General features: G+C 57.5%; 16 protein-coding genes and 3 pseudogenes. 13 read left to right on the forward strand and 6 right to left on the reverse strand.

Features of this window, described 5'->3' with window-relative positions:
- Positions 1 to 12: 12 nt before the first annotated feature.
- Positions 13 to 1,134 carry a DUF3616 domain-containing protein gene (locus PY649_RS29870; RefSeq protein ID WP_285872523.1) on the reverse strand — a complete coding sequence of 374 codons (1,122 nt, stop codon included), beginning with the start codon at positions 1,132 to 1,134 and terminating at the stop codon, positions 13 to 15.
- Positions 1,131 to 2,294 (reverse strand): alpha/beta hydrolase, encoded by a 1,164-nt coding sequence (locus tag PY649_RS29875; protein ID WP_285872525.1) that lies wholly within the window; start codon positions 2,292 to 2,294, stop codon positions 1,131 to 1,133. The genes PY649_RS29870 and PY649_RS29875 overlap by 4 nt, the downstream gene beginning before the upstream one ends.
- Before the next feature lie 928 nt (positions 2,295 to 3,222).
- Between PY649_RS29875 and PY649_RS29880 the strand changes: the two are divergent.
- Positions 3,223 to 4,798 (forward strand): annotated as a pseudogene (locus tag PY649_RS29880) (ISL3 family transposase).
- Positions 4,799 to 5,160: 362 nt separating this feature from the next.
- On the opposite strand, the gene PY649_RS29885 reads toward PY649_RS29880, so the two are convergent.
- Positions 5,161 to 6,024 (reverse strand): hypothetical protein, encoded by an 864-nt coding sequence (locus PY649_RS29885; protein ID WP_285872527.1) that lies wholly within the window; start codon positions 6,022 to 6,024, stop codon positions 5,161 to 5,163.
- Positions 6,025 to 6,049: 25 nt separating this feature from the next.
- Between PY649_RS29885 and PY649_RS29890 the strand changes: the two genes are divergently transcribed.
- The 4 genes from PY649_RS29890 to PY649_RS29905 are packed head-to-tail and all read left to right on the forward strand — an operon-like array spanning position 6,050 to position 10,180.
- Positions 6,050 to 6,301 carry a hypothetical protein gene (locus PY649_RS29890; protein WP_285872528.1) on the forward strand — a complete coding sequence of 84 codons (252 nt, stop codon included), beginning with the start codon at positions 6,050 to 6,052 and terminating at the stop codon, positions 6,299 to 6,301.
- Positions 6,302 to 6,314: 13 nt separating this feature from the next.
- Complete coding sequence (locus tag PY649_RS29895) at positions 6,315 to 8,294, forward strand: gluzincin family metallopeptidase (RefSeq protein WP_285872529.1); 1,980 nt, start codon at positions 6,315 to 6,317, stop codon at positions 8,292 to 8,294.
- A gap of 3 nt (positions 8,295 to 8,297) precedes the next feature.
- Positions 8,298 to 9,839, forward strand: coding sequence for an MBL fold metallo-hydrolase (locus tag PY649_RS29900; protein ID WP_285872530.1), 1,542 nt, complete (start codon positions 8,298 to 8,300; stop codon positions 9,837 to 9,839).
- The gene (locus PY649_RS29905) at positions 9,836 to 10,180 is read left to right on the forward strand and encodes a phospholipase effector Tle1 domain-containing protein (protein ID WP_285872531.1); all 345 of its coding nucleotides are present in this window, start codon (positions 9,836 to 9,838) and stop codon (positions 10,178 to 10,180) included. Before PY649_RS29900 ends, PY649_RS29905 begins: the two co-directional genes overlap by 4 nt.
- On the opposite strand, the gene PY649_RS29910 is transcribed toward PY649_RS29905, so the two are convergent.
- Complete coding sequence (locus PY649_RS29910; protein ID WP_285872542.1) at positions 10,123 to 10,824, reverse strand: IS6 family transposase; 702 nt, start codon at positions 10,822 to 10,824, stop codon at positions 10,123 to 10,125. The two genes, PY649_RS29905 and PY649_RS29910, sit on opposite strands and share 58 nt — an antisense overlap.
- Positions 10,825 to 11,101: 277 nt before the next feature.
- On the opposite strand from PY649_RS29910, the gene PY649_RS29915 reads away from it, so the two are divergent.
- Positions 11,102 to 12,466 (forward strand): FAD/NAD(P)-binding protein, encoded by a 1,365-nt coding sequence (locus PY649_RS29915; protein ID WP_285872532.1) that lies wholly within the window; start codon positions 11,102 to 11,104, stop codon positions 12,464 to 12,466.
- Position 12,467: 1 nt separating this feature from the next.
- Here the strand turns inward: PY649_RS29915 and PY649_RS29920 are convergent.
- A pseudogene (locus tag PY649_RS29920) lies at positions 12,468 to 13,196 on the reverse strand (NADP-dependent oxidoreductase); the annotation flags it as partial.
- On the opposite strand from PY649_RS29920, the pseudogene PY649_RS29925 reads away from it, so the two are divergent.
- Positions 13,194 to 13,524, forward strand: a pseudogene (locus PY649_RS29925) (enolase C-terminal domain-like protein); the annotation flags it as partial. The pseudogenes PY649_RS29920 and PY649_RS29925 sit on opposite strands and share 3 nt — an antisense overlap.
- Positions 13,525 to 13,526: 2 nt before the next feature.
- Here the strand turns inward: PY649_RS29925 and PY649_RS29930 are convergent.
- Positions 13,527 to 14,282: a FadR/GntR family transcriptional regulator gene (locus tag PY649_RS29930; RefSeq protein WP_432761428.1), complete on the reverse strand. Its 756-nt coding sequence runs from the start codon at positions 14,280 to 14,282 to the stop codon at positions 13,527 to 13,529.
- A gap of 426 nt (positions 14,283 to 14,708) precedes the next feature.
- On the opposite strand from PY649_RS29930, the gene PY649_RS29935 reads away from it, so the two are divergent.
- The 6 genes from PY649_RS29935 (at position 14,709) to PY649_RS29960 (ending at position 23,027) form a co-directional block, all read left to right on the forward strand.
- A complete protein-coding gene (locus tag PY649_RS29935) occupies positions 14,709 to 16,796 on the forward strand; it encodes a hydantoinase/oxoprolinase family protein (protein ID WP_285872534.1) in 2,088 nt (695 codons plus the stop codon).
- A 13-nt stretch (positions 16,797 to 16,809) separates the two neighbouring features.
- Positions 16,810 to 18,450 (forward strand): hydantoinase B/oxoprolinase family protein, encoded by a 1,641-nt coding sequence (locus PY649_RS29940; protein WP_285872535.1) that lies wholly within the window; start codon positions 16,810 to 16,812, stop codon positions 18,448 to 18,450.
- Between the two features lie 95 nt (positions 18,451 to 18,545).
- A complete protein-coding gene (locus PY649_RS29945; RefSeq protein WP_285872536.1) occupies positions 18,546 to 19,751 on the forward strand; it encodes a pyridoxal phosphate-dependent aminotransferase in 1,206 nt (401 codons plus the stop codon).
- Positions 19,752 to 19,769: 18 nt separating this feature from the next.
- The gene (locus PY649_RS29950; protein WP_285872538.1) at positions 19,770 to 20,507 is read left to right on the forward strand and encodes an SDR family oxidoreductase; all 738 of its coding nucleotides are present in this window, start codon (positions 19,770 to 19,772) and stop codon (positions 20,505 to 20,507) included.
- An 18-nt stretch (positions 20,508 to 20,525) separates the two neighbouring features.
- Positions 20,526 to 21,275, forward strand: a complete 750-nt coding sequence (locus PY649_RS29955) for an SDR family NAD(P)-dependent oxidoreductase (RefSeq protein WP_285872539.1) — start codon at positions 20,526 to 20,528, stop codon at positions 21,273 to 21,275.
- Between the two features lie 66 nt (positions 21,276 to 21,341).
- The gene (locus PY649_RS29960) at positions 21,342 to 23,027 is read left to right on the forward strand and encodes a thiamine pyrophosphate-binding protein (RefSeq protein WP_285872540.1); all 1,686 of its coding nucleotides are present in this window, start codon (positions 21,342 to 21,344) and stop codon (positions 23,025 to 23,027) included.
- The last annotated feature ends 433 nt before the right edge of the window (positions 23,028 to 23,460 follow it).

Raw genomic sequence — 23,460 nt, forward strand, 5'->3', positions numbered from 1 at the left:
TGCTTTGCTTTCTCAATTTCGCTGCTTTGGAATTTCGTAGGTGGCTGGGGGACCGTTATTGTCCCCGTCCTGCGTCACCAAGACTGAATACCGATCGGCATGCTCTCTTGTGATCGTCAGCGTTTCAGGTTGGGCACCTCCCGACCAAGTTTGATCGAGATCCGCCAACCGTTGCACTTCTGAACCAGGCTTCCAGAAAAAGATCGACGCGGGGCCGGACTGTCTGCTCTGTGGCCCGGATAGGATCAGCACTCCTCCCGGCACGGCTGCCAGATCTCGAACGGCTTGACAGTTGCCGAGCTGGACTTGCTGGGGCTTGAAGTGAGGTTCTTGGTGGTCGAACACGGCAGACGCATTGATGATGCCGATGACGGCTCCGGTCTTCTTAAGCGGACCGCGAAATCCAATGTAGAGCTGACCGTTCGATGCGGCCAATCCCTCGATATTGACGCCATTCTGCTCAGGCGCCAATTCCAGTGGAGTTTGGCCGGTAGAAGCTTGTAATGCGCCACACGATGGGTCGGCGGGAAACTCTGAGTTAAAAACACTAACTTTCTCGAGCTCCGATGCCAACACGGAGCTGCGCTCAACGGAACCGGAAGCAGTCTTTGATGTCCCGTAGTCATCCGGTAGTCCGGTCGTGCCGTCGACCCTTATTCGATAAACGAAATAGCGCGACGGCTGCTGCTCGCCGTGCTTGTTCCGACTATGAGAACCAATGAGATAGTAGTAGTTATCATCGAAAGCGACGCCTTCGGCATCCGTCTCGTCAAACTCTGCGTTGCCCCCAGAAGGTGGGTTGGGATTTGCCTTCGGAAGAAGGTAGACCTTCTTGCCCGTCGACAATTTCTGATCATCGAACGCAAATAGTCGCGCGTACCGGAACTCGTCTCCCACCAGCAAGCAAGAGCGTCGTAACCCCGCGACGACATCGCAAGCCGCGCCGCTGAAGCGCATATCCTCGGCCTTCGGGTTTGGTTCACCGGTGTCGATTTTTAGAGTGGTTGTCGCAGATAAGGTTTCGGCCGCAACGCCGGAATTTACCAGCAAAGACAACGCGGCAAGGATCGACCATATCGCGGTCTGAATTAGACGCTCCGAACGAAGAGAAATCACTGAGCATATCTTACTCATGCAATTTTCCCCGCTTTTTTGACGATCTTCCACCGCGCTTGCGAAATCGCCTGACGATTTGCGATCTTGTCAGGCGGCGTCCCCTTGAGAACCGCCTTTATGTCGTCGCGGACCTGCGGAAACACGCGGTAATATTGATGATTTTCTGGCTCCGATGCTTCCAGCACATCGCTGACGTCAACCGCTGACACTTTGTCGCTGATGGTGCTCATATTGTCGGGGCCGTCCGACCCGAGGCGGGGGCCGTTGAATTTCGTGCCACGGCTCAACGTCCCCAGTATCCAGTCTTTCTCCGAGTAATACACGGTGACTGACCTACAGATCCTGGGCAGAAACTTGAGTTTCGTGGGGTCATCGAAAGCATCGGCGTCTTCGTCTGCAGCCGCCAGGATCACCTTGTCGAAATAGCGACGGAGTGAGGGCGACGGGCCGTCGAGAGATGTCATGGCGTTGACGGCAGAAAGGGCCGAAGAGGCGGGTTCCGGCAGCGTCATAAGAGCCTGCAGCCCGTTTCTGAACACGTAATTTCCCATGCTGTGGCAGATGAGATGGATACTCTGGTCGCAGCGATCTTCCTGATCCAGCTTATCAACGAAATCGCTGAGACGGCGCAGGGTTCGAGCGACCGCCAGCCCAGAGGCGGCCGCTGTTTTGCGATCGTGGGTGTAGTCTCCAAACGGCGTCGGCGTTGGCAGCAACGAAATGATCGACGGCCAGGAGAAGACGAACATGTTCACGTCTATTCCGCAGAAGGCGCTCAGCCAGCCGCCGCGTTCAATGGAATCGACGAAACTGTTGCTGAAGCCGTGGATGAACGCGATCGTGGGCTTATTATCGGCCTTCATCGACGCCCTTATGGCATCAAAGATTGTGTCACTACCCAAAATTGGCGATTGACCTTCGGTGAACAACAGGTGTTGGTTGGCGACTACCAACGATCCCGTAACAAGGACATTTGTCTTTTTCGAAAGATTTACCTCGATCTTCGCGCTCCCGTAGCGAACATCGATACCGCTGGTCGGCCCAAGCTCCGATCCGAAGCCAATGATCCGCTTTTGCTGTGGATCCGATGGATCCAGTAGCGGCTGACGATTGGTCGCGAAGTAAACCGTTTGGATCATGATGCGCTTCGCCCCCGCCTCGATCGTTTCGCGGATCATAGCCAGTCACGTGGAATTGTTCCGAAAGCCATCAGCTACGTCAGAGCACGGGCACACAAAAAATTCGCAGTGCATCGCATAGCAACGCCCTCGCGTTCACGAAAAGCGCTGCAGAAAATAACAGTTTATGTTGCGTGATATGACGTATTAATCACAATTAGTTACGCGACTTTATAGATTGGCGACGTAACAACTGAGTATTGTCCCCAAGTAATTACTAATACATTCTCGTGGTGATTGCAACTGGAATCAGATTGAGGCGGCAAAGCCAACTTTATAACTACTGTGATTGCATTTATAGAATCCGCCGAAACGGTCAAAAGCTCGATTTTTGTGGTTCGCCACGGGAATAATATGGCGCTCTGAGCGCCAAACGAACGAAGATGAAACTGCCGACAGGCCTAGCGGCCACCGTCCTGTCTATCGCGCTCAGCTGTTGATCTTTAGAATTCATCCGAGGGAATAGCAGTTTGGCGGTGGCCAAAAGGTGGGCTGAGGATTCGAGTCCTTTCAGGAGCAAGACTTTGACAGCTTTGCGCCCCCATGCACGAACCCGCTGCGCGGGAGGGCGCTCGCGGTAAGGCTGGTGTGATTATCCGAAGTTCTAGGCCGGCAGTGGGTGTTGGCCGACCATGGGATTCCTTTCAACAGGAGGAACGTTCCATGGCCAACTTTTCCAAGGATGCCCCGACCACGCGCCGCTACGCCAGCGGCAGCGTCGCCTTAGCTTAAAGAGGGCGTTAGAGTGCCGCGGCGGTCGACCTTATGTGGCGTTCGGCAGCGTGATTTTACGCCAAACGGCGATAGCCTCTGTGCGAAGGTTCGGTGATCGGCGGCAGTTTGATGTTTGCGGTGAAACAGGAAGAGAGGTTCTTCCTCAATCTCTGTGGTTAACAGGATGTTAGCGCCTCGACTGCTATCTGAGAGGATGCGAGCGCAATTGAAATGGTCACCCGGCCCAGGGGTCAAAATTCTGGGTATCACCCTTCAAGATGAAGAAACTGGGTTGTTTCCGCTGCTGCGAAACCTGTCGGTATCTGCCCGGATTGTGGAACGCGAAGCCGGCATCGGCACGGCTGGCACAACCGACGCCTCCAGGACTTGCCTGTTCAAGGTCAAGTTGTGAAAATCAAGCTGGCACTGAACCGGTGGCAGTGTAGACACCGGAAATGCGGGCGACGAACCTTCACCGACAGGCTGCCCGAGATTGCTGCACCCTATGTGCGACGAACCGAGCGGATGGCTGAGATTGTGGGCTTGGTTGGCCACAGACTGGGTGGTCGTCCGGGAGAGAACTTGATGCATCGGCTCGGCATGCCGGTCAGCGACGACACTATCTTGCGGCAATTGAAGCGCGGTAATCCGGCGTCCATACAAAAAGACACTATTCGGGTTGTGGGCGTCGATCATTGGAGCTGGCGACATTCCTCGCGGTACGGGACGATCGCAGCGTCGAGAGCACAAAATCTTGGTTGCAAGAGCGTCCGACGATCGAGGTCGTGAGCCGAGATCGCTGTGGTTTGTATGCTCAGGCAGCCCGAGAGGGTGCGCCTCAGGCCCGCCAGGTGGCTGACCGTTTTCATCTGGTCCAAAATCTCAGGGAGGCAATCAAGGAACAGATGAGCGTTTATGGTCACGCCCATGTTAGACCCATTCTCTCCGAAGATGCTGTCGCCAGCGCCAGGTCACAACAGCGCCGAGCCCGCTTGGCGCACAGAAAATCCCGTCAGGAAATATTCGACACGCTTCAAGCTTTGCGCCAGCAGGGCCTCACCTACAGCGAGATTGCAAGGCGGACCGGATACGAGCGCCGCAGCATCGAATTGGCTTACTTCCAATGCACCTCGAGACAGAAATCGGGCGGCATTGAATCCGACATCGCCACTGTATTTTGAAGCTTTCCTGGCTGAATGCTGGAAAAATGGAAACCGGGTTGGGCGCCATCTGTTTTACGATATCAAGAACCGCGGTTACACGGGCAGCCGCTCCAATCTGGAGCGCCTGTTGAAGGTGTGGCGTGAAGTCGAAAACATTCAACCCGACGGTCGCCTCCGGAGATGGATGTTTCAGAACCCGTCCGCGATCCCGACACGGGCCATATGATCTCGTCAGCGGTGGCTGCAGCTTTGTGCATAAAACCGCGCGGCCTGCTGACAGATCGTCAGGCCAGAAAGGTCAACGCATTGAAGCAGGGCTCTCGAGGGTTCGCTATCATGCGTGGCTTGGCCATGCGCTTCAACGGCATCTTGCGCAGCGGGCGCTCGCAAGCACTGGATGAAGGGATAGACGATGCCGTAGACACCGAGTTCACGGCAATCATGCGTTTCGCCAGCGTTCTGCGCCGGGATACTGATGCCGTCAAAAATGCAATCGAACTCCCTTGGAGCGACGGTCAAGCCGAAGGTCAGATCAACCGCCTCAAGATGCTGAAGCGAGCAATGTACGGGCGCGCCGGCCCAGAACTGATGAGGGCGAGAATGCTGCCACTGAACCACAGAAATTGAGGATGAGCCCGGTTAACTGTAAAACAACAACTTCGACAAGCATGGATTCGTCACAAGGGCGGTGGAGCGATAGGGGCGGTGTTGAAGATGCCCGTGTTCGGACCCCATTTGATCTCCTGCGTGAGCTGACTTGCGCTCCGGCGAAGCATAGCAAAGCCGTCGCGGGACTGGAGGAAGGGAGGAAACTCGCCGACTGCGCGGATGAGCGGCATGATGGATAGTCCTTGGGGGAAGCACGGATCGAAGCCGTATGCGATCTGCCTGAGGACTTCTACCGCCGGCTGGACGGCAATTGCAAAAAACCCAGTCGCCAAGGTGTTTCTCGAGCGTGTCGATTGACGCAAATCTCGGATCGAGGCCAATCAGGAAAAACCTCTCGTTACACCGGACCTCCCAAAACATCTGCGGAGGAAGGTCGGCCGTAGTCCCGCGCAGGACATTGTCGATCTTTTCCACGACGATAGGTGCATCCGAAAGCAAGAACACAGCGCGATAGTTGCCAAGCCGGAGCAGAAGACTCGGCGGAGCGTGCAGAGCCGCGGTAGGAGGCACGGGGGGAAATGCCGTTGCCCGAGCGGCGCCGGCGCCGTAGCAGGGCCCGGCAAGGCGGCGAATGCCATGGCGTAACCGTGCTCGATCAGCCCCACCGACGGTCCGCCCTTGGCGCCCAGCGGGTACGTGTATGCGTAGGGATCGACCTGGCGCCGATAGGCGTTGCGCGCCCTGATATCAGTGCCGGATTGCGTCGCGCCAGTCGTGATCGATCCCTTTGCCTCCGCAAGGACGAGCGTTCCGGTCGAATCTTCATAGACATAGTCCGCGAGCGGGCCGGCACTCGCGATCAGCTCCTCGGTCACGTCGCGCCAGACGAAGCCAAGCATTTCCATCGTCTGGTCGGTGATGCCGGCGCCCATGCGACCCGACAGCGCCGTCCGCTCGGAATCCGCAAGGTTCGTCACGTCATCGATGAAGGCGATGACATTGGTCGCGTCGTCAACCAAAAATTCCAGGAGCGCCCGGCTGCTGGTAAGCAATGCCGCGACCAGTGCCGGCGATGAACGCGTGAGCGCGGTACAGCGCGCGATGCTCTTGAAGAGGTCGAGTGGCGCCATGGTGACGGTGCCAAAACCGGGTGGGGCGAAGCTGCCGGCATGCGGATTTGCGGGCGGCTCGGGATTGCGAACAGGTCCCAACTGTTTGATGGAGGTTGTCCAGGGCGTGCTCATTTGCTTCCTCCCCAAGATCGGCAACATGATCGCGACGATTGTACTTGAACATCAGTTGTTGTACAATTTCAACGCGTATGCGGGAGTGGAAATCTTCCTGGCCACCGGCTTGTGGCGCGCCGCCGATCGTGAGGCTGGGAATGCTCTTCGGGGGATTGCGATGTTGACTACTATCGATCTCGATGACGACAGTTTGAAACCGCGTTCAGGCGGTTCGACATCGCGCCGGAGCGCTTGGCGACGTCTCGAAGTTCAGCGCGTTGGCTTGAGATTTTAGAGGGGCCTGCATTATGGCGAGATCGACAGGACCGAGGGCACGGTCTTCCCCGGAGACGATCGACTATTCCAAAGATGATAAGCGTCGGCACACGCCCACCAACCGCCGACTGCGGGGGTATTCGTTCGACCCGAGTCTTTCCGCCAAGCTCGAAACAGCCTTCATCAACGAGCGCATATACACGGTGCCGTGGGAACCGCTCGCCAAGGGTCCGGTCGGAGAATACGTCGAGGTCATCGACGTCGATCCCGCCAGCAAATTTTACTACGACCCGGTGGACTTGGAGGATCCGCACCTGCTGGCTCAAGATGGACTGCCGGCTTCGCCGCTAAATCCGAAGTTCCATCAGCAGATGGTCTATGCCGTGGTCATGACCACTGTCAAAAACTTCGAGCGCGCCATCGCAAGGCCGGTGATGTGGTCCGACCGCGCCCCGTGGAAGAAATACCGGGAAATGACTCCGCAGGACTGGCAGAACACCTGGGTCCGCCGCTTGGCCGTTTATCCGCATGCCTTACGCGAGGCCAACGCCTACTATTCTCCAGCAAAAAAAGCACTTCTCTTTGGCTATTTCCCGGCGTCGGCGGCGGGAGATCCCGCAGTCTATCCGGGAGGCATTGTTTTTGGATGCCTGTCCCACGATATCGTCGCGCACGAAACCGCTCACGCCATCCTCGACGGCATCCATCCTCGGTTCATGGAGGTGACGCAGCCGGACGGTCTGGCCTTCCATGAGGCTTTCGCGGACATTGTCGCCATGTTTCAGCATTTCACTTTCATCGAGGTCGTAAAACATCAGATTTCCAAAACCCGCGGTGATATGGGCATGAACAGCCTCCTGGGAGAACTCGCTCAGGAATTTGGACGGGCCACCGGCAACAGGGGCTCCCTCCGCAACGCGCTTGGTTCCATCAACAAAAAAACCGGCAAGTGGGAAAGGCGCCCTCCCGACCCGCGGCGCATGGAAACGGAAGTGGAACCGCACGATCGTGGATCCATTCTCGTCTCTGCGGTGTTCGACTCGTTTGTGTCTATCTACGAATCCCGCATTGCGGATTTGCGGCGCATCGCCAGCGGAGGCACCGGCATTTTAAATGAAGGCGAACTTCACCCCGATCTAGTAAACCGCCTTTCGGCTGAAGCCGTAAAGGCGGCCAAACACGTCCTCAACATGTGTATCCGGGCGCTCGATTACTGTCCTCCGGTGGATATTGATTTTGGGGATTATCTGCGCGCGCTGATCACCGCCGATTGTGATGTCTTCCCCGACGACATCCGGGGTTATCGCATCGCTTTCATCGACGCTTTTCGACAGCACGGCATTTATCCGCGCAAGTTGAGGTCTCTCTCCGAGGAGGCCCTGACGTGGGACCGCGCCGATGAAATCAACACCTATACGCGGTTGGCCGAGCTCAGTAAAACTCTGCAACAGTTTTATCATGACCTCGGCATAGATCAGGACCGGCACGCCCGGTGGCAAAAGACCCGGCAGCAACGGGCAAAGCTGCACGACTATTTGCAGGAAAAGTTCTGGCTGGAATATAACGATCCGGTGCTCCAAAAAATCACCGGCCTGGACTTCAATATCACGCGTAGGTTTTCCGGCGATGATATGGTTCGTTTCGAAGTTCATGCCATGTGGCCGGTGCAGCGCCAGCGTCAGGATGGGTCGGTCCTCAACCAGGTGATTTTCTCCATCCTCCAGCACAAGCCGTTGGAAGAGCCGGCTGCGGGGCTTGCGGTCACTACGGGTGAATCGCCCGGTAAGCAAATTTGGGGCGGCTGCACTATTATCGTTGATCTGGGACACGCCACCAGTGAACAGGCTATCCGCTATGTGATCCGCAAACCCCTCTACAGCAATGGAAAAAAAGACAATCGCATCACACGCGCGCAGCAGTGGGCCAAAGATCCGGCCGTGATGTCGCTGGCCGCGACTTACGGCATGATCGACGATGCGGAGCCGTTCGCAATGCTCCACTCCGGAGAATAGACCATGCCTACCAGAAAAAACTCCGCTCCTGCCGCCGCCACTGCGGCCAATCCGGACTTTCGGGTCCGCATTCGCATGTACCGCCACGGTCTAGGCGACTGCTTTTTGCTCAGTTTCCCCAAAGGTCAGGAAAAGCATCTTCACATGCTGATCGATTGCGGCGTCGTCCTTGGAACGGGCGAGCCGGGCTCCGTCATGCGGCAGGTCGCGCAGAACGTGAAAGACGCAACCGGTGGCGTTCTCGACGTCGTCGTCATTACCCACGAACACTGGGACCACTTGTCAGGGTTCGACGAAAAACAGGCGCGCGGTCTGTTTGATACCATGGAGATTAAGGAGCTTTGGCTCGCGTGGACGGAGGATGAGACCGACGATCTCGCCACCAGTCTACGCGAGGAGAGGCAAAGGAAAATGGAGGCCGTCAAAGCCGCAAAGGAGGCTGCGAAAAAAAACAATCTGGATCAGCAGGTTGCGCGCATGTCGGAGCTCCTTGGCTTCTTTGGCGCCGCAGCTGCCGGCGCACCCGGTGGTGAAGACGAGGATGCCGGAGGCACGGGAGGAGCCCTTCAGTTCCTGAAGAATAAGCGCTCCCCTACTATCATGAAGACGGGAACTTCCATCCTGCTGGATGGTGTGGATGACGTCAGAGTCTTTGTGGTCGGCCCGCCAAGGGACGACGACGCAATGCGAAAGACCAATCCTTCTAAAGGCGAGGGATATGGACTTAGCGACCCTCCCATCGGCCTCGCCGAGGCGTTTCTCGCGGCATTCAGTCCCGGTGATGAGAGTGCCCAGCCTTTTCACTCGTCTTTGGGCCGCGAACTGGACGAGCTAAAAAAGCACGCTGAGAACCGCAAGAAACAGGCCACCGCTGCTCGGCGCAAGAAAAGCCCAGACGGCTCCCTGATAGAAGACCCGCTACTGCCAGGCATCGAAGGCTATTATCACGAGGAATTTGCCTGGCGCTCCATCGACAATGCCTGGCTCGCTACAGGCGAGCGGTTGGCTCTGCAACTAGATAGTGCCACCAACAACACCAGCCTCGTCCTGGCAATTGAGTTGGGGGGCAAGGACGTCCTGCTCTTCGTGGGGGACGCTCAGGCCGGGAACTGGCGGTCCTGGGAGTCCTGCACCTGGACCGTAAAAGACAAAAACGATGAATTCCGCAGCGTCACGGCCGCCGACTTGCTCAATCGCACCATCTTTTACAAGGTCGGCCACCACGGCAGTCACAATGCCACCATGAAAACGAAGGGGCTCGAACTCATGAAAAGCAACCGCCTCGCCGCTTTCATCCCGGTAGATACGAAAGTAGCGCACGAGGTGAAGGGCTGGGAACACATGCCCCTTCCCGCCATTCGCACCCGATTGGAGGAGAGGTGCGCCGTGATCTTCCAGTCGGATATGGAGACCTTGTCCAAAAAGCCGGTTCCTTTCCGCTGGGAGGATTCCTCCGAACAATTTGATGTTAGGATGAGGGATAAGGTGACAAAAAAAATCGCCACTGTCAGGACCCAACCCCTCTACACCGATTATTTCGTATGAGCAAAAATATCGTAGTCTGTTGCGATGGCACCAACAACCAGCTCAATGGCGACCTAACCAATGTCGTGCGCATGTTCGAGGTCGTCGTGAAGGACGACCGCCAGACCGCCTTCTACGATCCTGGCGTGGGCACTATGGCCGATCCCTTCGCGCAAGGCCCCGTCCGCAAGCGCTGGTCCATGATCAAGCGTCTCGCTTTCGGTGCCGGGCTCGATGACAACGTCCGGCATCGTAAACTTAATGGCAATAGGGCACAGACTCTGATGCTGGCCGACTTTATCGTTCACGCCCGAGCGATTTTCCCCCACAGGCTCGTGGCCGCTGTGCGCAGTTCTCGGTGATGGCTGGATGGGATGTCGTGGCGCGGGATGTGAAAGAGGTTGGCAATCGGGTCATGGATGGATGGATGGCGTTGTAGCTGTCGCTGCGACTTGAAGCGTTTCATGATCCGTTCTCGCCGCCGTACGGGCTGATGGGAATTCTCCGCCCGATTGTTCAAGCCTTTGTGCGAGCGATGCTCGACGCCCGGCATTACCTCTCGCTTGGCAGCATCGTAGGACCGAAGCTTGTCGGTGATCATCACCCGTGGAGTTTGACCCTGGCCCTTCAGGAGTTTGCGCATCAGGCGCTTGGCCGCCTTCACATTGCGGCGGCTTTGCACCAGAACCTCCAGAACAAAGCCGTCCTGATCCACGGCGCGCCAGAGCCGATGCATTTTGCCACGGATCGAAATGACGACCTCGTCGAGATACCATTTGTCACCGAGTTGACCGGATGATCGACGACGGATGTCGTTGGCAAAGGCCCGACCAAATTTCTCCGCCCAAAGTCGGACCGTCTGATGCGAGACAATGATCCCAAGGGCACCCAACATGTCCTCCACCATCCGCAGGCTGAGAGGGAAGCGGAAATAAAGCCACACGGCATGAGCAATGATTTCAGCGGGAAATCGATGGCGGCGGTAGAGCGGATCACGGTGTGTCATGGCCAATAATCGCACACCGATTTCCACGGTTCGTTAAGTTGACGACGCCCCTGTGGAGGCTTCAGAAACTCGTTGCCAATGAGCTTCGGGCTATCCACGACTTCGAAAGTGTGACAAGCCGGGTCCGCCTCATGAGTGGAAGCGCGTAGGACGAAACCGGTATTTCGGGCGGCGGAACCAGTGCATATTGGATTGGAGTCGCCTGCCCTAGATCAGACCGTAAGGGAGAAAGATATGGGTAATTCTCCCGCTCTTTTGAAAGCAGAAAGAACAAGCGATGATCTATGATGCCGTTGTTGTGGGCTCCGGCTTTTCCGCCATCGCCACGGTCGGCAACCTCGTCGAGCTACTTCCGGAGACGGCATCCATCGCCGTTGTCGGCGACGATCCCGGATTTGGCCGGGGAACGGCTTATCGTACCGAGCTTTATCTGCATCGCTTGAACGTACCCGCCGGACGCATGAGCCTCTTTCCGGACCGCCCGGATGCGTTTGTCGAATGGCTGCGTGAGCGCAAGCGGCCATTGGGTGGAGGAGACTTCGCCTCCAGACAGGATTATGGCCTGTATCTCCGCGACAGCTTGGCCGCTCTTTTGCGCAACAGGAAGCGCCGATGCCGGGTTGATTTCATCAAGACAAAGGCCAGCGGATGTGTCGAGCGGTATGGCGCCGCGCTCGGTTTTCTGCTGGACAATGGCGGTGAGATTGCCGGCCGAAGCATCGTGCTTTGTCTTGGCGTCGGAAATGCCAAGTTGCCGTTCGATCAGTCGCAGTTATCGGCCGATGCGCAATCGCATATCATCGAAAATCCATGGCGGCTGTCTTGGCTCAGGCGGGTGGGGAAGACCGACACGGTCTGTATTCTCGGCTCGGGACTGACGATGATCGATCAGGTTCTCGCGCTGTTTGCCCACGGATTCATGGGCAAGGTAATCGTGCTCTCACGGCGCGGCCTCGTTCCGCTCAATCATATCAGTCATCCAAAGCCGGCTGAGGAAATCGATGTCGAGGCCTTGCCCACGAGGGTGAGTGAAATCCTGCATGCTCTGCGTCGTGAAAGCAGGAATGCCGGCGACTGGCGCAGGGTCATGGATGGTCTGCGCCCGAAAACCCAGGCTCTGTGGCTGAGGCTGCCAGATAGCGAACGCCGCCGCTTTCTGCGCCACGCATTGCCATGGTGGAACATCCACCGTCACCGCGTTGCCCCTGACGTCTATCGCAGGTTCGACAGCATGATGCAAAGCGGTCAGGTTTCGGTGCGAGCCGGCTATCTGCGGAATGTGGAGGACGCGAGGGCTCTAACCTTGCACTACCGTCCTCGCGGAGGAAGCGTTGCGGCGTTGATACAAGCGGACTGGATCGTCAATTGCACCGGCATGGAACGTGCGGGCATAGCGCACTCGCCGTTGTTGCAGGAGATGCGGCGCAAAGGTCTGGTGGAGGCTGATCCGCTTCATCTTGGACTGGTTGTCGACGCCCAGTCCCGTATCTCCACACCGACAGGCAGCAAGGTGACCCTCTATGCGGTCGGCGCACTGACCGCAGGCCAGTTCTGGGAAATCACCGCCGTACCGGATATCCGAATACAGGCAAGAAAGGTCGCCCAGGCTATCGCTGACGGACCCCGCAGCGACCACCCCTGAATCATGGCGCGATGCGCACCACCAGCTTGCCGAAATTTCGTCCTTCCAGGAGGCCGATAAAAGCTTCGGGAGCGTTTTCGAGCCCGTCCACGACGTCTTCTCTATATTTGAGGCGCCCCTCGGCGATCCATTGTTCGGCTTCGCGATAGAAATCGGTGCGTTGATCGGCAAATTCGCGCTGAATGAAACCGCGTAGCGTCAGGCTCTTGCGCAATATGGCACGCATCACCGCAGGTAATGGGTCGGGGCCTCGCGATGCGGCGGCGTCATCGTTGTAATGCGCAATCAGCCCGCAGATCGGCACCCGCGCGAAATCGTTCAACAGCGGAAACACCGCATTCCAGACCTGCCCGCCGACATTTTCGAAATAGATGTCGATACCGTTCCGGCAGGCCGATGCAAGCTGGGTTTGAAAGTCGCTCGCGCTATGGTCTATCGCGGCGTCGAAGCCAAGCTCTTCGCGTATATAGCGGCACTTGTCGGGGCCACCTGCGATCCCAACGACCCTTGCACCGAAAATCTTCGCTATCTGGCCGACTGCCGAACCAACCGCGCCGCTTGCAGCCGCCACGACCAATGTTTCGCCCGCCTTGGGCCTCCCGATATTGCGTAGCCCCGCATAGGCGGTGAAACCCGGCATTCCAAGAATGCCGAGTGCCGTAGAGATCGGCGCCGCATTCGGGTCGAGTTTGCGCAATCCATCGCCGTCTGAAATCGCATGGCTCTGCCAGACTTATGCGGGTGCGGCGGATTCTCTGAGGCGACCAAGATTCTTGACTTCGCTACGCTCAAGGGAACAAGAGTTGTACCGCATGTTTGGGGAACCGGGGTACAAATTGCCGCAGCCCTGCAGTTTATGGCCGCAATGGCCCCAGACCCAGTGCGCGTAAACCCGGTCGAACCCATCATGGAATTCGACCGGACTGAGAATCCATTTCGGCAAGCTGTACTGACTTCACCGATCGAAGCAGTTGATGGTCGTCGCTATACCAGATGGACCTGGGCTAGGTATCGAAATTGATCGCGCTGCGCTCGAAGAGTTCAGAGCGAAACAATAACGTCATTTAGCGTCGGCAGCCTCGGGCGCCACGTTGCTAAGGGGTGAAACGGCGCTTTCTTGGAAGCCACGGTATCGCTTATGGCTGCGCTGCAAGTGCGCTCTCATTGCGTCTGCAGCGCGTGTTGCGTCGCCGGAACTAATGCCTTCGCAGATCGCCCGATGCTCCTGAACAGTATGCTGGATGTATTCCGGAGTGATTAAAGTTGGATTCAGTGCGCGTGAGAACGCAGGGCGTGGCATCATGTTCGCGCTCATCAAATTAAAAAACTCGATGAATGCAGAGTTGTTGGTCGCCTCGGCAATCGCACGATGAAAAGCGACATCGCGATCGTCAAGATCGTCATCCGCGTCCAGGGCTTCCTCGAACTTTGCGGCCGCGTCCCAGATCGCCGATTCCTGACCCCAGGAACGACGCGCTGCTGCCAACCCCGCCGCATGGACTTCAAACGCCATTCTGAGTTCGAGCAAATCCATGAAAGACGTCTTGAACTTCGACAGTGGTGCTAGAACTGCGTCGGAAAGAGTGGGGGCAGCAGGGCCCGCGGATTTATCCCGCACAAAGACGCCAACACCGTGCTTGGATTCCAGGACGCCATCTGAGCTTAGGGATATCACCGCCTCGCGAATGACGGTCCTGCTGACGCCCATTTCGACCGCCAACTCGTTCAACGTGGGCAGCTTGTCGCCAGGTTTGAGACCCCCTTGGCTGATTTTCTCTTTAATCTGTTCGATCGTTCTCGACATTAGAGATTTCAATTTGCACCCGCCGCTTTTTTCAGCACTGCTCCGCTCCCTCGCGAAACGAAAGCTCAAGATAATATCACGCTTCTAGTGATAGTACGACAACCTGCATTGATGCAACCGCAGAATTAGACCGCCAAAAAAAACATCCTCGTGCCGGTTTTTTGGCCACAGCGTGCCGAGGACGGGGCTGACTCAGCGATTTCGCCGCCAAAAGACAGGAGTTTACGTCGACCTTTTGAGATATCCCCAAGAGATATTATCACGTAAGTCTCCGAAATCATTGGGTTTAGCCGCAGGTCTACCGTATAGAGATACGATCTTGATAAGAGTATTGACACGAGATATTATTTCAGTGATCTTACCTCGCAAGGCGTCCCGGATCGGAGGTTGTTCTCTCATGCCGGGCTTTGAGATTGTCCTTTGGAGCATGATTTAGCGATGGCAAAAGATGGGAAGCAGGTAAGGGTGGGTGTCGACATCGGCGGCACGTTTACCGATGTCGCAATGGAAGTGGGGGATACCCTGCATTCGACTAAGGTCTTGACCGACTACTCCTTTCCAGAGGCGGCAATTGTCAAGGGCATACGCCACGTCGCCGAGGACGCTGATGTACAGCTTTCTCAGATCGATACGATTATTCACGGCACAACACTCGCCACCAATGCGCTCATCGAGCGCAGAGGCGCAAAGACAGCTTTCATTACGACCAAGGGCTTCCGCGACGTTATCGAAATGCGGACGGAGAGCCGCTTCGAGCAATATGACTTGAATATCACTCTTCCCGCGCCGCTGGTTCGTCGCAACGAGCGATTTGTGATTGACGAGCGCATCGGTCCGAAGGCCGAAGTTCTCAAGCCACTCGACGTCGAGGAAGTCGATGCTCTCTGTGGTCGTATTATCGCCGCAGGATATGAGAGCGTCGCGATCGGTTTCATTCACTCCTATCTGAATGGAGCGCATGAGAAGCAGGTTCGTGACCGACTCCTTGCGAAGAAGCCAGAGCTGTCTGTCTCCATTTCCTCTGAAGTCTCGCCTCAGATGCGCGAGTTCCAGCGGTTCAATACCGTGTGCGCGAATGCTTTCGTGAAGCCGCTGATCGCGTCCTACCTCAACCGGTTGGTCGGCCGCCTCAATTCCGAAGGAACACGATGCCCGGTCTTCATGATCCATTCGGGCGGCGGCATCATCAGCGTCGAAAGCGCGATCGAATTCCCAGTCCGTCTCCTTGAATCCGGCCCAGCTGGCGGTGCTATTTTTGCGGCCCATGTCGCGACCCGCTACGGCCTTAACCAGGTCGTGTCCTACGACATGGGTGGAACGACTGCGAAGATCTGCCTGATCGAAGATTATGTACCGAGGACATCGAAGACCTTTGAAGTAGCGCGTACCTACCGCTTCAAGAAGGGCAGTGGCATGCCGATCTCCATTCCGGTTATCGAGATGGTGGAAATCGGTGCGGGGGGCGGATCCATTGCTTCCGTCGACGCCATGCGGCAGATCCGCGTTGGTCCCCACAGCGCTGGCTCCGAGCCCGGTCCGGCTTGTTATGGCCGTGGCGGCGAAAACCCCACCGTTACCGACGCCGATCTTTTGCTGGGAAGGCTTGATCCGGATGCATTTGCGGGCGGCTCGATCAAGCTACTCAAGGACGCGTCGGCAGTTGCGATGGCAAGGGACGTTGGTTCCAAACTCGAGATCGACAGCGCCACGGCGGCCTATGGCATTAGTGAGGTCGTTGACGAAAACATGAGCAACGCGGCGCGTATGCATGCTGTTGAAAATGGCAAGGAACTCGGTGAGTTCACGATGATCGCCTTCGGCGGCGCTGCTCCACTTCATGCTGCTCGCCTGTGCGAAAAGCTCGGCATTGATGAACTGATCATTCCTCCGGGCGCAGGTGTCGGATCGGCTATTGGCTTCCTGCGCGCACCCTTCGGCTTTGAAAGTGTGCGAAGCGCCTACAGCCGCCTCAGCCGCTTTGACGCGCAGGGCATCAACGATGTCATCAAGGAGCTTTCCGACGAGGCAACATCGTTTGTTCACTCCGGAGCGCCAGACGTAACTCCGGATCTCGAATGCACCGCCTACATGCGTTATGTCGGCCAAGGCTGGGAAGTGCCCGTTGCCGTCGATGTCCGTTCGTATTCCGACGCTGACGAGACTGAGTTCCGCAATTCGTTCAATCGCAGCTACGAGCAGTTCTTCGGGCGGATTATCGACGGGCTGGATATCGAGATCGTCAGTTGGTCGCTGCGCGCGACCTCGAAGGTGGCTCCGCCGTCTACCGTAGATCGCTCAGCAAAGGGAAAGGCTGCCCAAGCGTCGGGAGAGCGGCGGATGTTCGACGCTCAGGAAGGGCTTTTCCAGCAGGCGAGCGTCGTTGAACGTTCATCCCTTAAGCCGGGCGACTGGGTCGCAGGGCCCGCTGTCATCACCGAACGCGAGACATCGACGATCGTTACCGCCAGCCGCGAAGTGGTCATGCAAGCAGACGGATGCTTGCTGCTTCGTGCCAAGCAGGCTTGATGGAGAATTGGACATGACGAAAAATCTTCTTTCAGATGTCCACATGCAGATCATGTGGAACCGGCTGATCTCGGTGGTCGAGGAACAGGCACTTACGCTGATCCGGACTGCCTTCAGCACGAGCGTGAGAGAATCCGGCGACCTTTCAGCTGGTGTCTTTAATCAGGCTGGCGAGATGATCGCCCAGGCGGTTACTGGGACACCCGGCCACGTGAACGCGATGGCCGAGGCCGTAGGCCACTTCATCCGCGACATCGGGGTGGAAAACATCTTCGAAGGAGATGCCTACATCACCAATGATCCGTGGAAGGGAACGGGCCACCTTCACGACTTCACGGTCGTCTCCCCGAGCTTCCGCGGTGGAAAGCTCATCGGCTATTTCGCCTGTACGGCCCACGTTGTCGACGTCGGCGGGCGTGGTTTCGGGCCGGATGCCAACGAAGTTTATGAAGAAGGCATCTTCATCCCGATCATGAAGTTCGCGGAGCGTGGTGTGGTCAATCGCGACCTCATCAACATCATTCGCAACAACGTCCGCGAGAGCGACCAGGTCGTCGGCGACGTCTATTCTCTTGCAGCCTGCAACGAGATCGGTCAGCGCCGCCTCATGGACATGATGGACGAGTTCCGGATGAATGATCTGGAAGAACTCGCCTCCTTCATCTTCAAGCGAAGCTACGATGCGACCGTCGAGCGTCTCGCCGACCTGCCGCAGGGCTCCTTCTCCAATTCGATGCGCGTCGACGGCTACGACTCGCCGATCGACATTGCCGTCCGTTTGGACGTCCATAGCGACCACATCGTCGCGGACTTCGAAGGCACGTCTCCGCCGAGCCCGAAAGGCATCAACTGCCCGCTGATCTATTCGGCTGCCTATGCTTGCTATGCCATCAAGTGCGCGATCGCGCCCGAGATCCCAAACAACCACGCTTCGCTGAAGCCGTTCAAGATCCAGGCGCCGACGAACTGCATTCTCAATGCCCAGCGGCCGGCACCCGTTTCGGTACGACACGTCCTCGGACACCTCGTCCCGGATGCCGTGCTCGGTGCTATCCACAAGATGCTGCCGGGCAAGGTTCCCGCAGAGGGATCTGGTGCGCTTTGGAACCTTCACATCAGCGCTCGACCGCTGCAGGGCAACAACGGCCCCGCCGACGGCGGACAGCGCGCAGAGGTTCTTTTGTTCAACAGTGGGGGAATGGGTGCTCGCCCGGAGCTGGACGGACCGAGTGCAACCGCGTTTCCAAGCGGCGTCCAGTCGATGTCAATCGAAGCGACTGAACACGTCGGCCCCGTCATTTTCTGGCGCAAAGAGCTGCGCGACGGGTCGGGGGGCGAGGGCCAGTACCGCGGGGGTCTTGGTCAGATTGTCGAGATTTCTCCGACAAGCGGTCACGAGATCTATTTCAACGCGATGTTCGATCGTGTGAAGAACGCGCCGCGTGGCCGCGAAGGCGGTAAGGACGGCGCTCCCGGTTCAGTGAAGTTGGACGACGGCACTGTTCTTGCGGCCAAGGGTCGCCAGCACGTTCCAGCTGGTCGCCGACTGATCCTGGAGCTTCCCGGCGGCGGCGGCTACGGCCCGGCGTCGAAGCGTTCCGCCGACCTGGTCAAGCAAGATATCGCTTTCGACTACATCCAGCAGAAATCCTGATTAGCAGGAGCCGTGGCGCGGCAGCAACCCGCCGCGCCGGCTCCAACCCTATTTGCCAGGGATCTTCAAAGGAGATCTCCAGGAAGGATCTTATTATGAATTACGAAAACGCACGCGCTTCCAGTATCAAGGCATCGCCAAGCATGGCGATCGCCATGGCAGCAAAGAAACTCCGATCGGAAGGTCGCGACATCGTCGATCTTTCCTTAGGTGAACCCGACTTCGAGCCACCGGCGCATGTCGGGGACGCCGCTTGCGAGGCTATCAAAAAGGGTGGTATCCGATACGGCGCGTCGGCGGGCAATGAAGATCTGCGCAAAGCCATCGTCGAGAAGTTCAGCCGCGAGAACGGCCTCGAGTTTTCGCTCGATGAAATCACGATCGCCAATGGCGCCAAACAGATCCTGTTTGATGCGTTTCTCGCGACGCTTGAAGCGGGCGACGAGGTGATCATACCGACCCCTTGCTGGGTGTCCTACGGCGACATCGTTTCACTACATGGTGGCACCCCGATCTATGTGAACTGCGGACCTGAGGATGGCTTCAAAATAAGCGCGGATGTGCTTGCCAAAGCCATCACGCCTCGCACGCGTTGGCTCATGTTGAACTCTCCTTCAAATCCTACGGGCGCGATTTACAGCGCGGATGAGTACCGCTCGCTCGAGAAGGTGCTTCTCGGGAATGATCGTATTCTTGTGCTGTCAGACGAAATCTACGAACACATTCTACTCGGTGACCAGCCCTTCGTCTCGTTCGGTTCGGTATGCCCGTCGCTTCGTGATCGCACGCTTATCGTCAATGGTGTCTCAAAGGCTTTTGCGATGACCGGCTGGCGTGTCGGCTACGCAGCCGGACCGAAGGCGCTTGTCGCAACCATCAATAAGATGCAGTCGCAGAGCGTGACCTCGGTTTGCTCTGTTGCCCAGGCCGCTGCACTCGCCGCGCTCAAGGGAGATCAGGCTTTTGTTGGCCAAGCCTCTCAGACTTTTGCCCGGCGGTCGAAGCTCGTTTCCGAACGGCTCGAACGAATCCAGGAACTACAGTTCACGCCGCCGGATGGCGCGTTCTATGCGTTCATCGGCGTGCAAAAATTGATCGGCCGGACCACGCCTGATGGGCAAGTCCTGTCGGACGACACTGCGGTGGCGGCCTATCTCCTCAACACTTTCGGCCTGTCGAGCGTGCCAGGCGCTGCATTTGGGGCACCCTCATTTATTCGTCTTTCGATCGCAGCCTCCGACGCCGAACTTAAGAGTGCATGCGACCGTCTCGAGCAAATGGTTGCCTCCTTGCAAAAATAGCTGGTGGAGGGGCATGCAATGGAAAACTACAGGACGGCGCTTGTCACGGGAGCGTCCAGCGGAATCGGCAGGGCGATTGCGTTGGAACTGGCCTCCAAGGGTCTGAAAGTTCTGGCGGTTGGACGTGACAGAAACGCGTTGGACGACCTTGCCACGAAAGCGAACATCGTTCCCCTTGCATGTGATCTTTCCAAATTGGACAGTCTCTATGCCGTGATCGACGGCGAAGAGATCGACGTGCTGGTGAACAACGCAGGTTTGCTGACACGGTCAGCGAACCTGGTTGAACTCACCCCACAAGACATCGATGCGATGATCGAAATCAACGTGCGGTCGGTCTTACAGCTCACCAGACACGTGCTGAAGGCTATGGTTTCGCGACGTCGCGGCCATATCTTTTTTACGGGCTCCACTGCTGGCTTTACGCCCTTCCCCGGATCCGCGGTGTACGGAGCCACCAAGGCTGCGGTCAGCATGTTCGCATCCGCGCTGCGATGCGAACTGCTTGGACTGCCGATCCGGATCACCGAACTCGTGCCGGGACGCGTGGAGACCAATCTCTATCGCACCGCGTTGGGAGAAGAAGCCGCCCAAAAGAAGCTTTACGACGACTACGAAGCGGTCAAGCCGGAGCACGTCGCGCGCCTGGTTCTGACGGCGCTTGAGCTACCCGATTACGTCGATGTGACCCGCATGGAGATCTTGCCGACAGGGCAAGTTGTCGGTGGCGGTCAGATCGCTGCTCTTACTCGTTAACAAAGAAAGGGAACCAGCGTGCAAGGCTTGAATGTTGTCGTTATCGGAGGAGCCAACGGCTTCGGACTTGAAACCGTCAAACTCATGATCAGGGATCAAGCGAGCAAGATCGTCATCATCGACATCAGCGAAGAGCGTCTCGAAGCTGCCAAGGGTGAGCTTTCCGGGAAGGGAACGGAAATCATCACGGTTGCCGGTGACATCGCACGCGCGGACACCGCCCATCGCGCCTTCGCCAAGGCTGTTGATGCAGTCGGTCGGGTTCATTCGGTCGTCAACTGCGCAGCTATCTATCCCCGCGCGCCGCTGCTTGAGATCTCCGACGAGATGTGGGACGCGGAAAACGCGATCAATATCAAGGGCACCTATCACATCATGGTCGCCGCCGTGAAGCACATGCAGGAGCAGAAGGCGGAAGGCCAGATCTCGGGCCGTATCGTCAACATCACGTCAGTCGATGCCTTCAAGGCTCACCCGCAGAACGCGCACTATGCAGCAACCAAGGCAGCCGTGGTCAGCTTGACGCGTTCCTTTGCGCACGCCTTCGCCAAGGATCAGATTCTGGTAAACTCGGTTGCGCCCGCGGGCATGGCGACGGAGAAAGCGAAGTCTTTGGGATTCTTAGGCGAACTCGCCGCGGCAAATCCACTTGGCCGTGCCGCGGAGCCGGCTGAAATCGCCGAGTTCGTCGTTATAGTCGCTGGTCCGAAGAACACGTACATGACAGGCGAGCAAGTCATCGTATCTGGCGGTTACGTCTACGCGTGAGAGGGAACAACTCTGGCTGTGGTTGGCTTCGACCGACCGCAGCTGACGTGGGAACGGGAGAAATTCATGAAACAAAGCCTATCCAGCCGAAACGGCGGCCGGATCCTAATCGATGCCTTGCGGATCCATGGCGTTGACCGCGTCTTCGGCGTACCGGGCGAAAGCTACCTTGCCGCGCTCGATGCCTTCCACGATCTGGAGAGCGAGATCGAATTCGTCATCTGCCGGCAGGAGGGTGGCGCAGCTTACATGGCTGAGGCCTATGGCAAGCTGACGGGAAGACCCGGGATCTGCTTTGTAACGAGAGGGCCGGGAGCAACGAACGCGTCCGTGGGCGTTCACACGGCGTTTCAGGACTCGACTCCAATGATCCTGTTCATCGGGCAAGTCGCGCGCGACCAGATGGAGCGGGAGGCATTTCAGGAAATCGACTACCGGCGGATGTTCGGCCAGATGGCCAAATGGGTCGTTGAGATCGAGGACGCGGCCCGTATCCCCGAACTGATAAGTCAGGCCTTCCACAGGGCTGTCAACGGCCGACAGGGTCCGGTGGTCGTCGCACTTCCAGAGGACATGCTGACAGACGTTGTGACCGTTGCAGACACTCCACCCTATACGCGCGTCGAGACATATGCGGGAGAGCCGCAGTTACAGGAACTCGCCCTGCTTCTGGCGAAGGCCGAGCGACCGCTTGTGGTCATCGGCGGAGGTGGATGGACAGAGCAGGCCGTCGACGATCTGAAAAGTTTCGCGGAGACTTACGAGCTGCCGGTAGCCGCATCCTTCCGATGTCAGGACATGTTTGACAACACGCATCGTAATTACGCGGGCGACCTGGGTCTGGCTGCAGGTCCAAAGCTCATCCAGGCCGTCAAGGATTGCGATCTCCTGATCTCGATCGGGGCGCGGCTGGGCGAGATGACGACAGGCGCCTATACGCTGATCGACATACCGGTACCGAAACAGAAGTTGGTTCACATTCACGCAGGCGCTGACGAGCTCGGCCGCGTTTATCATCCAACGCTCGCGATCAACGCCAGTCCCGTTGGAGTGCTTTCCCAGCTCGCAACGCTGAAGCCGCGCTCGGCTCCTGCCTGGCGAGCCTGGACCAGTGCGCGCAACGCAGACTATCGGGAGAACCTTACGCATCCACAGACGCCCGGCGATGTTCAGATGGGTGACATCATGGAGTGGTTGCGGGGACACCTCAAGCCGGACGCCATCCTGACCATGGGAGCCGGGAACTACACGGCGTGGGCACATCGGTTTTATCAGTACCGAATATATCGCTCTCAACTGGGCCCGACCAACGGCTCGATGGGTTACGGAGTGCCCGCTGCAGTGGCTGCAAAAATTACGGCGCCCGAGCGAGCCGTCGTTGCCTTCGCCGGCGACGGATGCTTCCTTATGAACGGCCAGGAACTCGCGACTGCAATGCAATACGACGCCCGCGTCATTTTCCTAGTGATCAACAATGGGATGTACGGGACGATCCGCATGCACCAGGAGAGAAATTTTCCTGGACGCCCCTCCGGAACGCGCCTCACCAATCCTGATTTCGCGGCCCTTGCTCGATCTTACGGTCTGCACGGAGAAATCGTCGAAAAGACCACGGATTTCGGGCAAGCGTTTGAGAGGTGTGAAGGGTCGGGGAAGCCAAGTCTTATCGAAATTCGCATTGATCCGGAGGCGCTCACCGTGAAGCAGACCCTCACTCAAATTCGTGAACAAGCGATTGCTCAGGGGAAATAGATCCTGTCGTCGCGTAGTCGAAGCTCTCGCCAGGTTCTCGAATTCGGGAGCCTGTGCGCTTTGCGGGCAGTCATCTATGAGCGTATGCGACACCTCCACTGGCAGATTACAAGAAATCCCTCCAAATTCTCCGCCATCGCGATCTCTCCTGGATTGAGAAAGAGCCGCGGTCGCCGCGAGCGCGTTGACGCGTACGCTGCTTGACCAGCACCACTGGTTCAAGAGTGCGATGGCTCACGACGCACTCGAAAAACCTTGCTGCTGCGTGTTTGGGCTGGCAACCAGCGTCGTGGCGGATGCGTTGATGGCGCTAGACCCGCGACGGCGATCCAGTCTAGAGCGTTTCTGATTATGTTTGAATCGCGGATTCCCTTTTGATGTCGAATGTGATTCAAGATGCTGGCTGAGAGGAGGTCAGCATCGATGGTCGCAC

Origin of the sequence: Rhizobium mayense (genome assembly GCF_030272705.1) — a bacterium.
GTDB lineage: Bacteria > Pseudomonadota > Alphaproteobacteria > Rhizobiales > Rhizobiaceae > Rhizobium > Rhizobium mayense.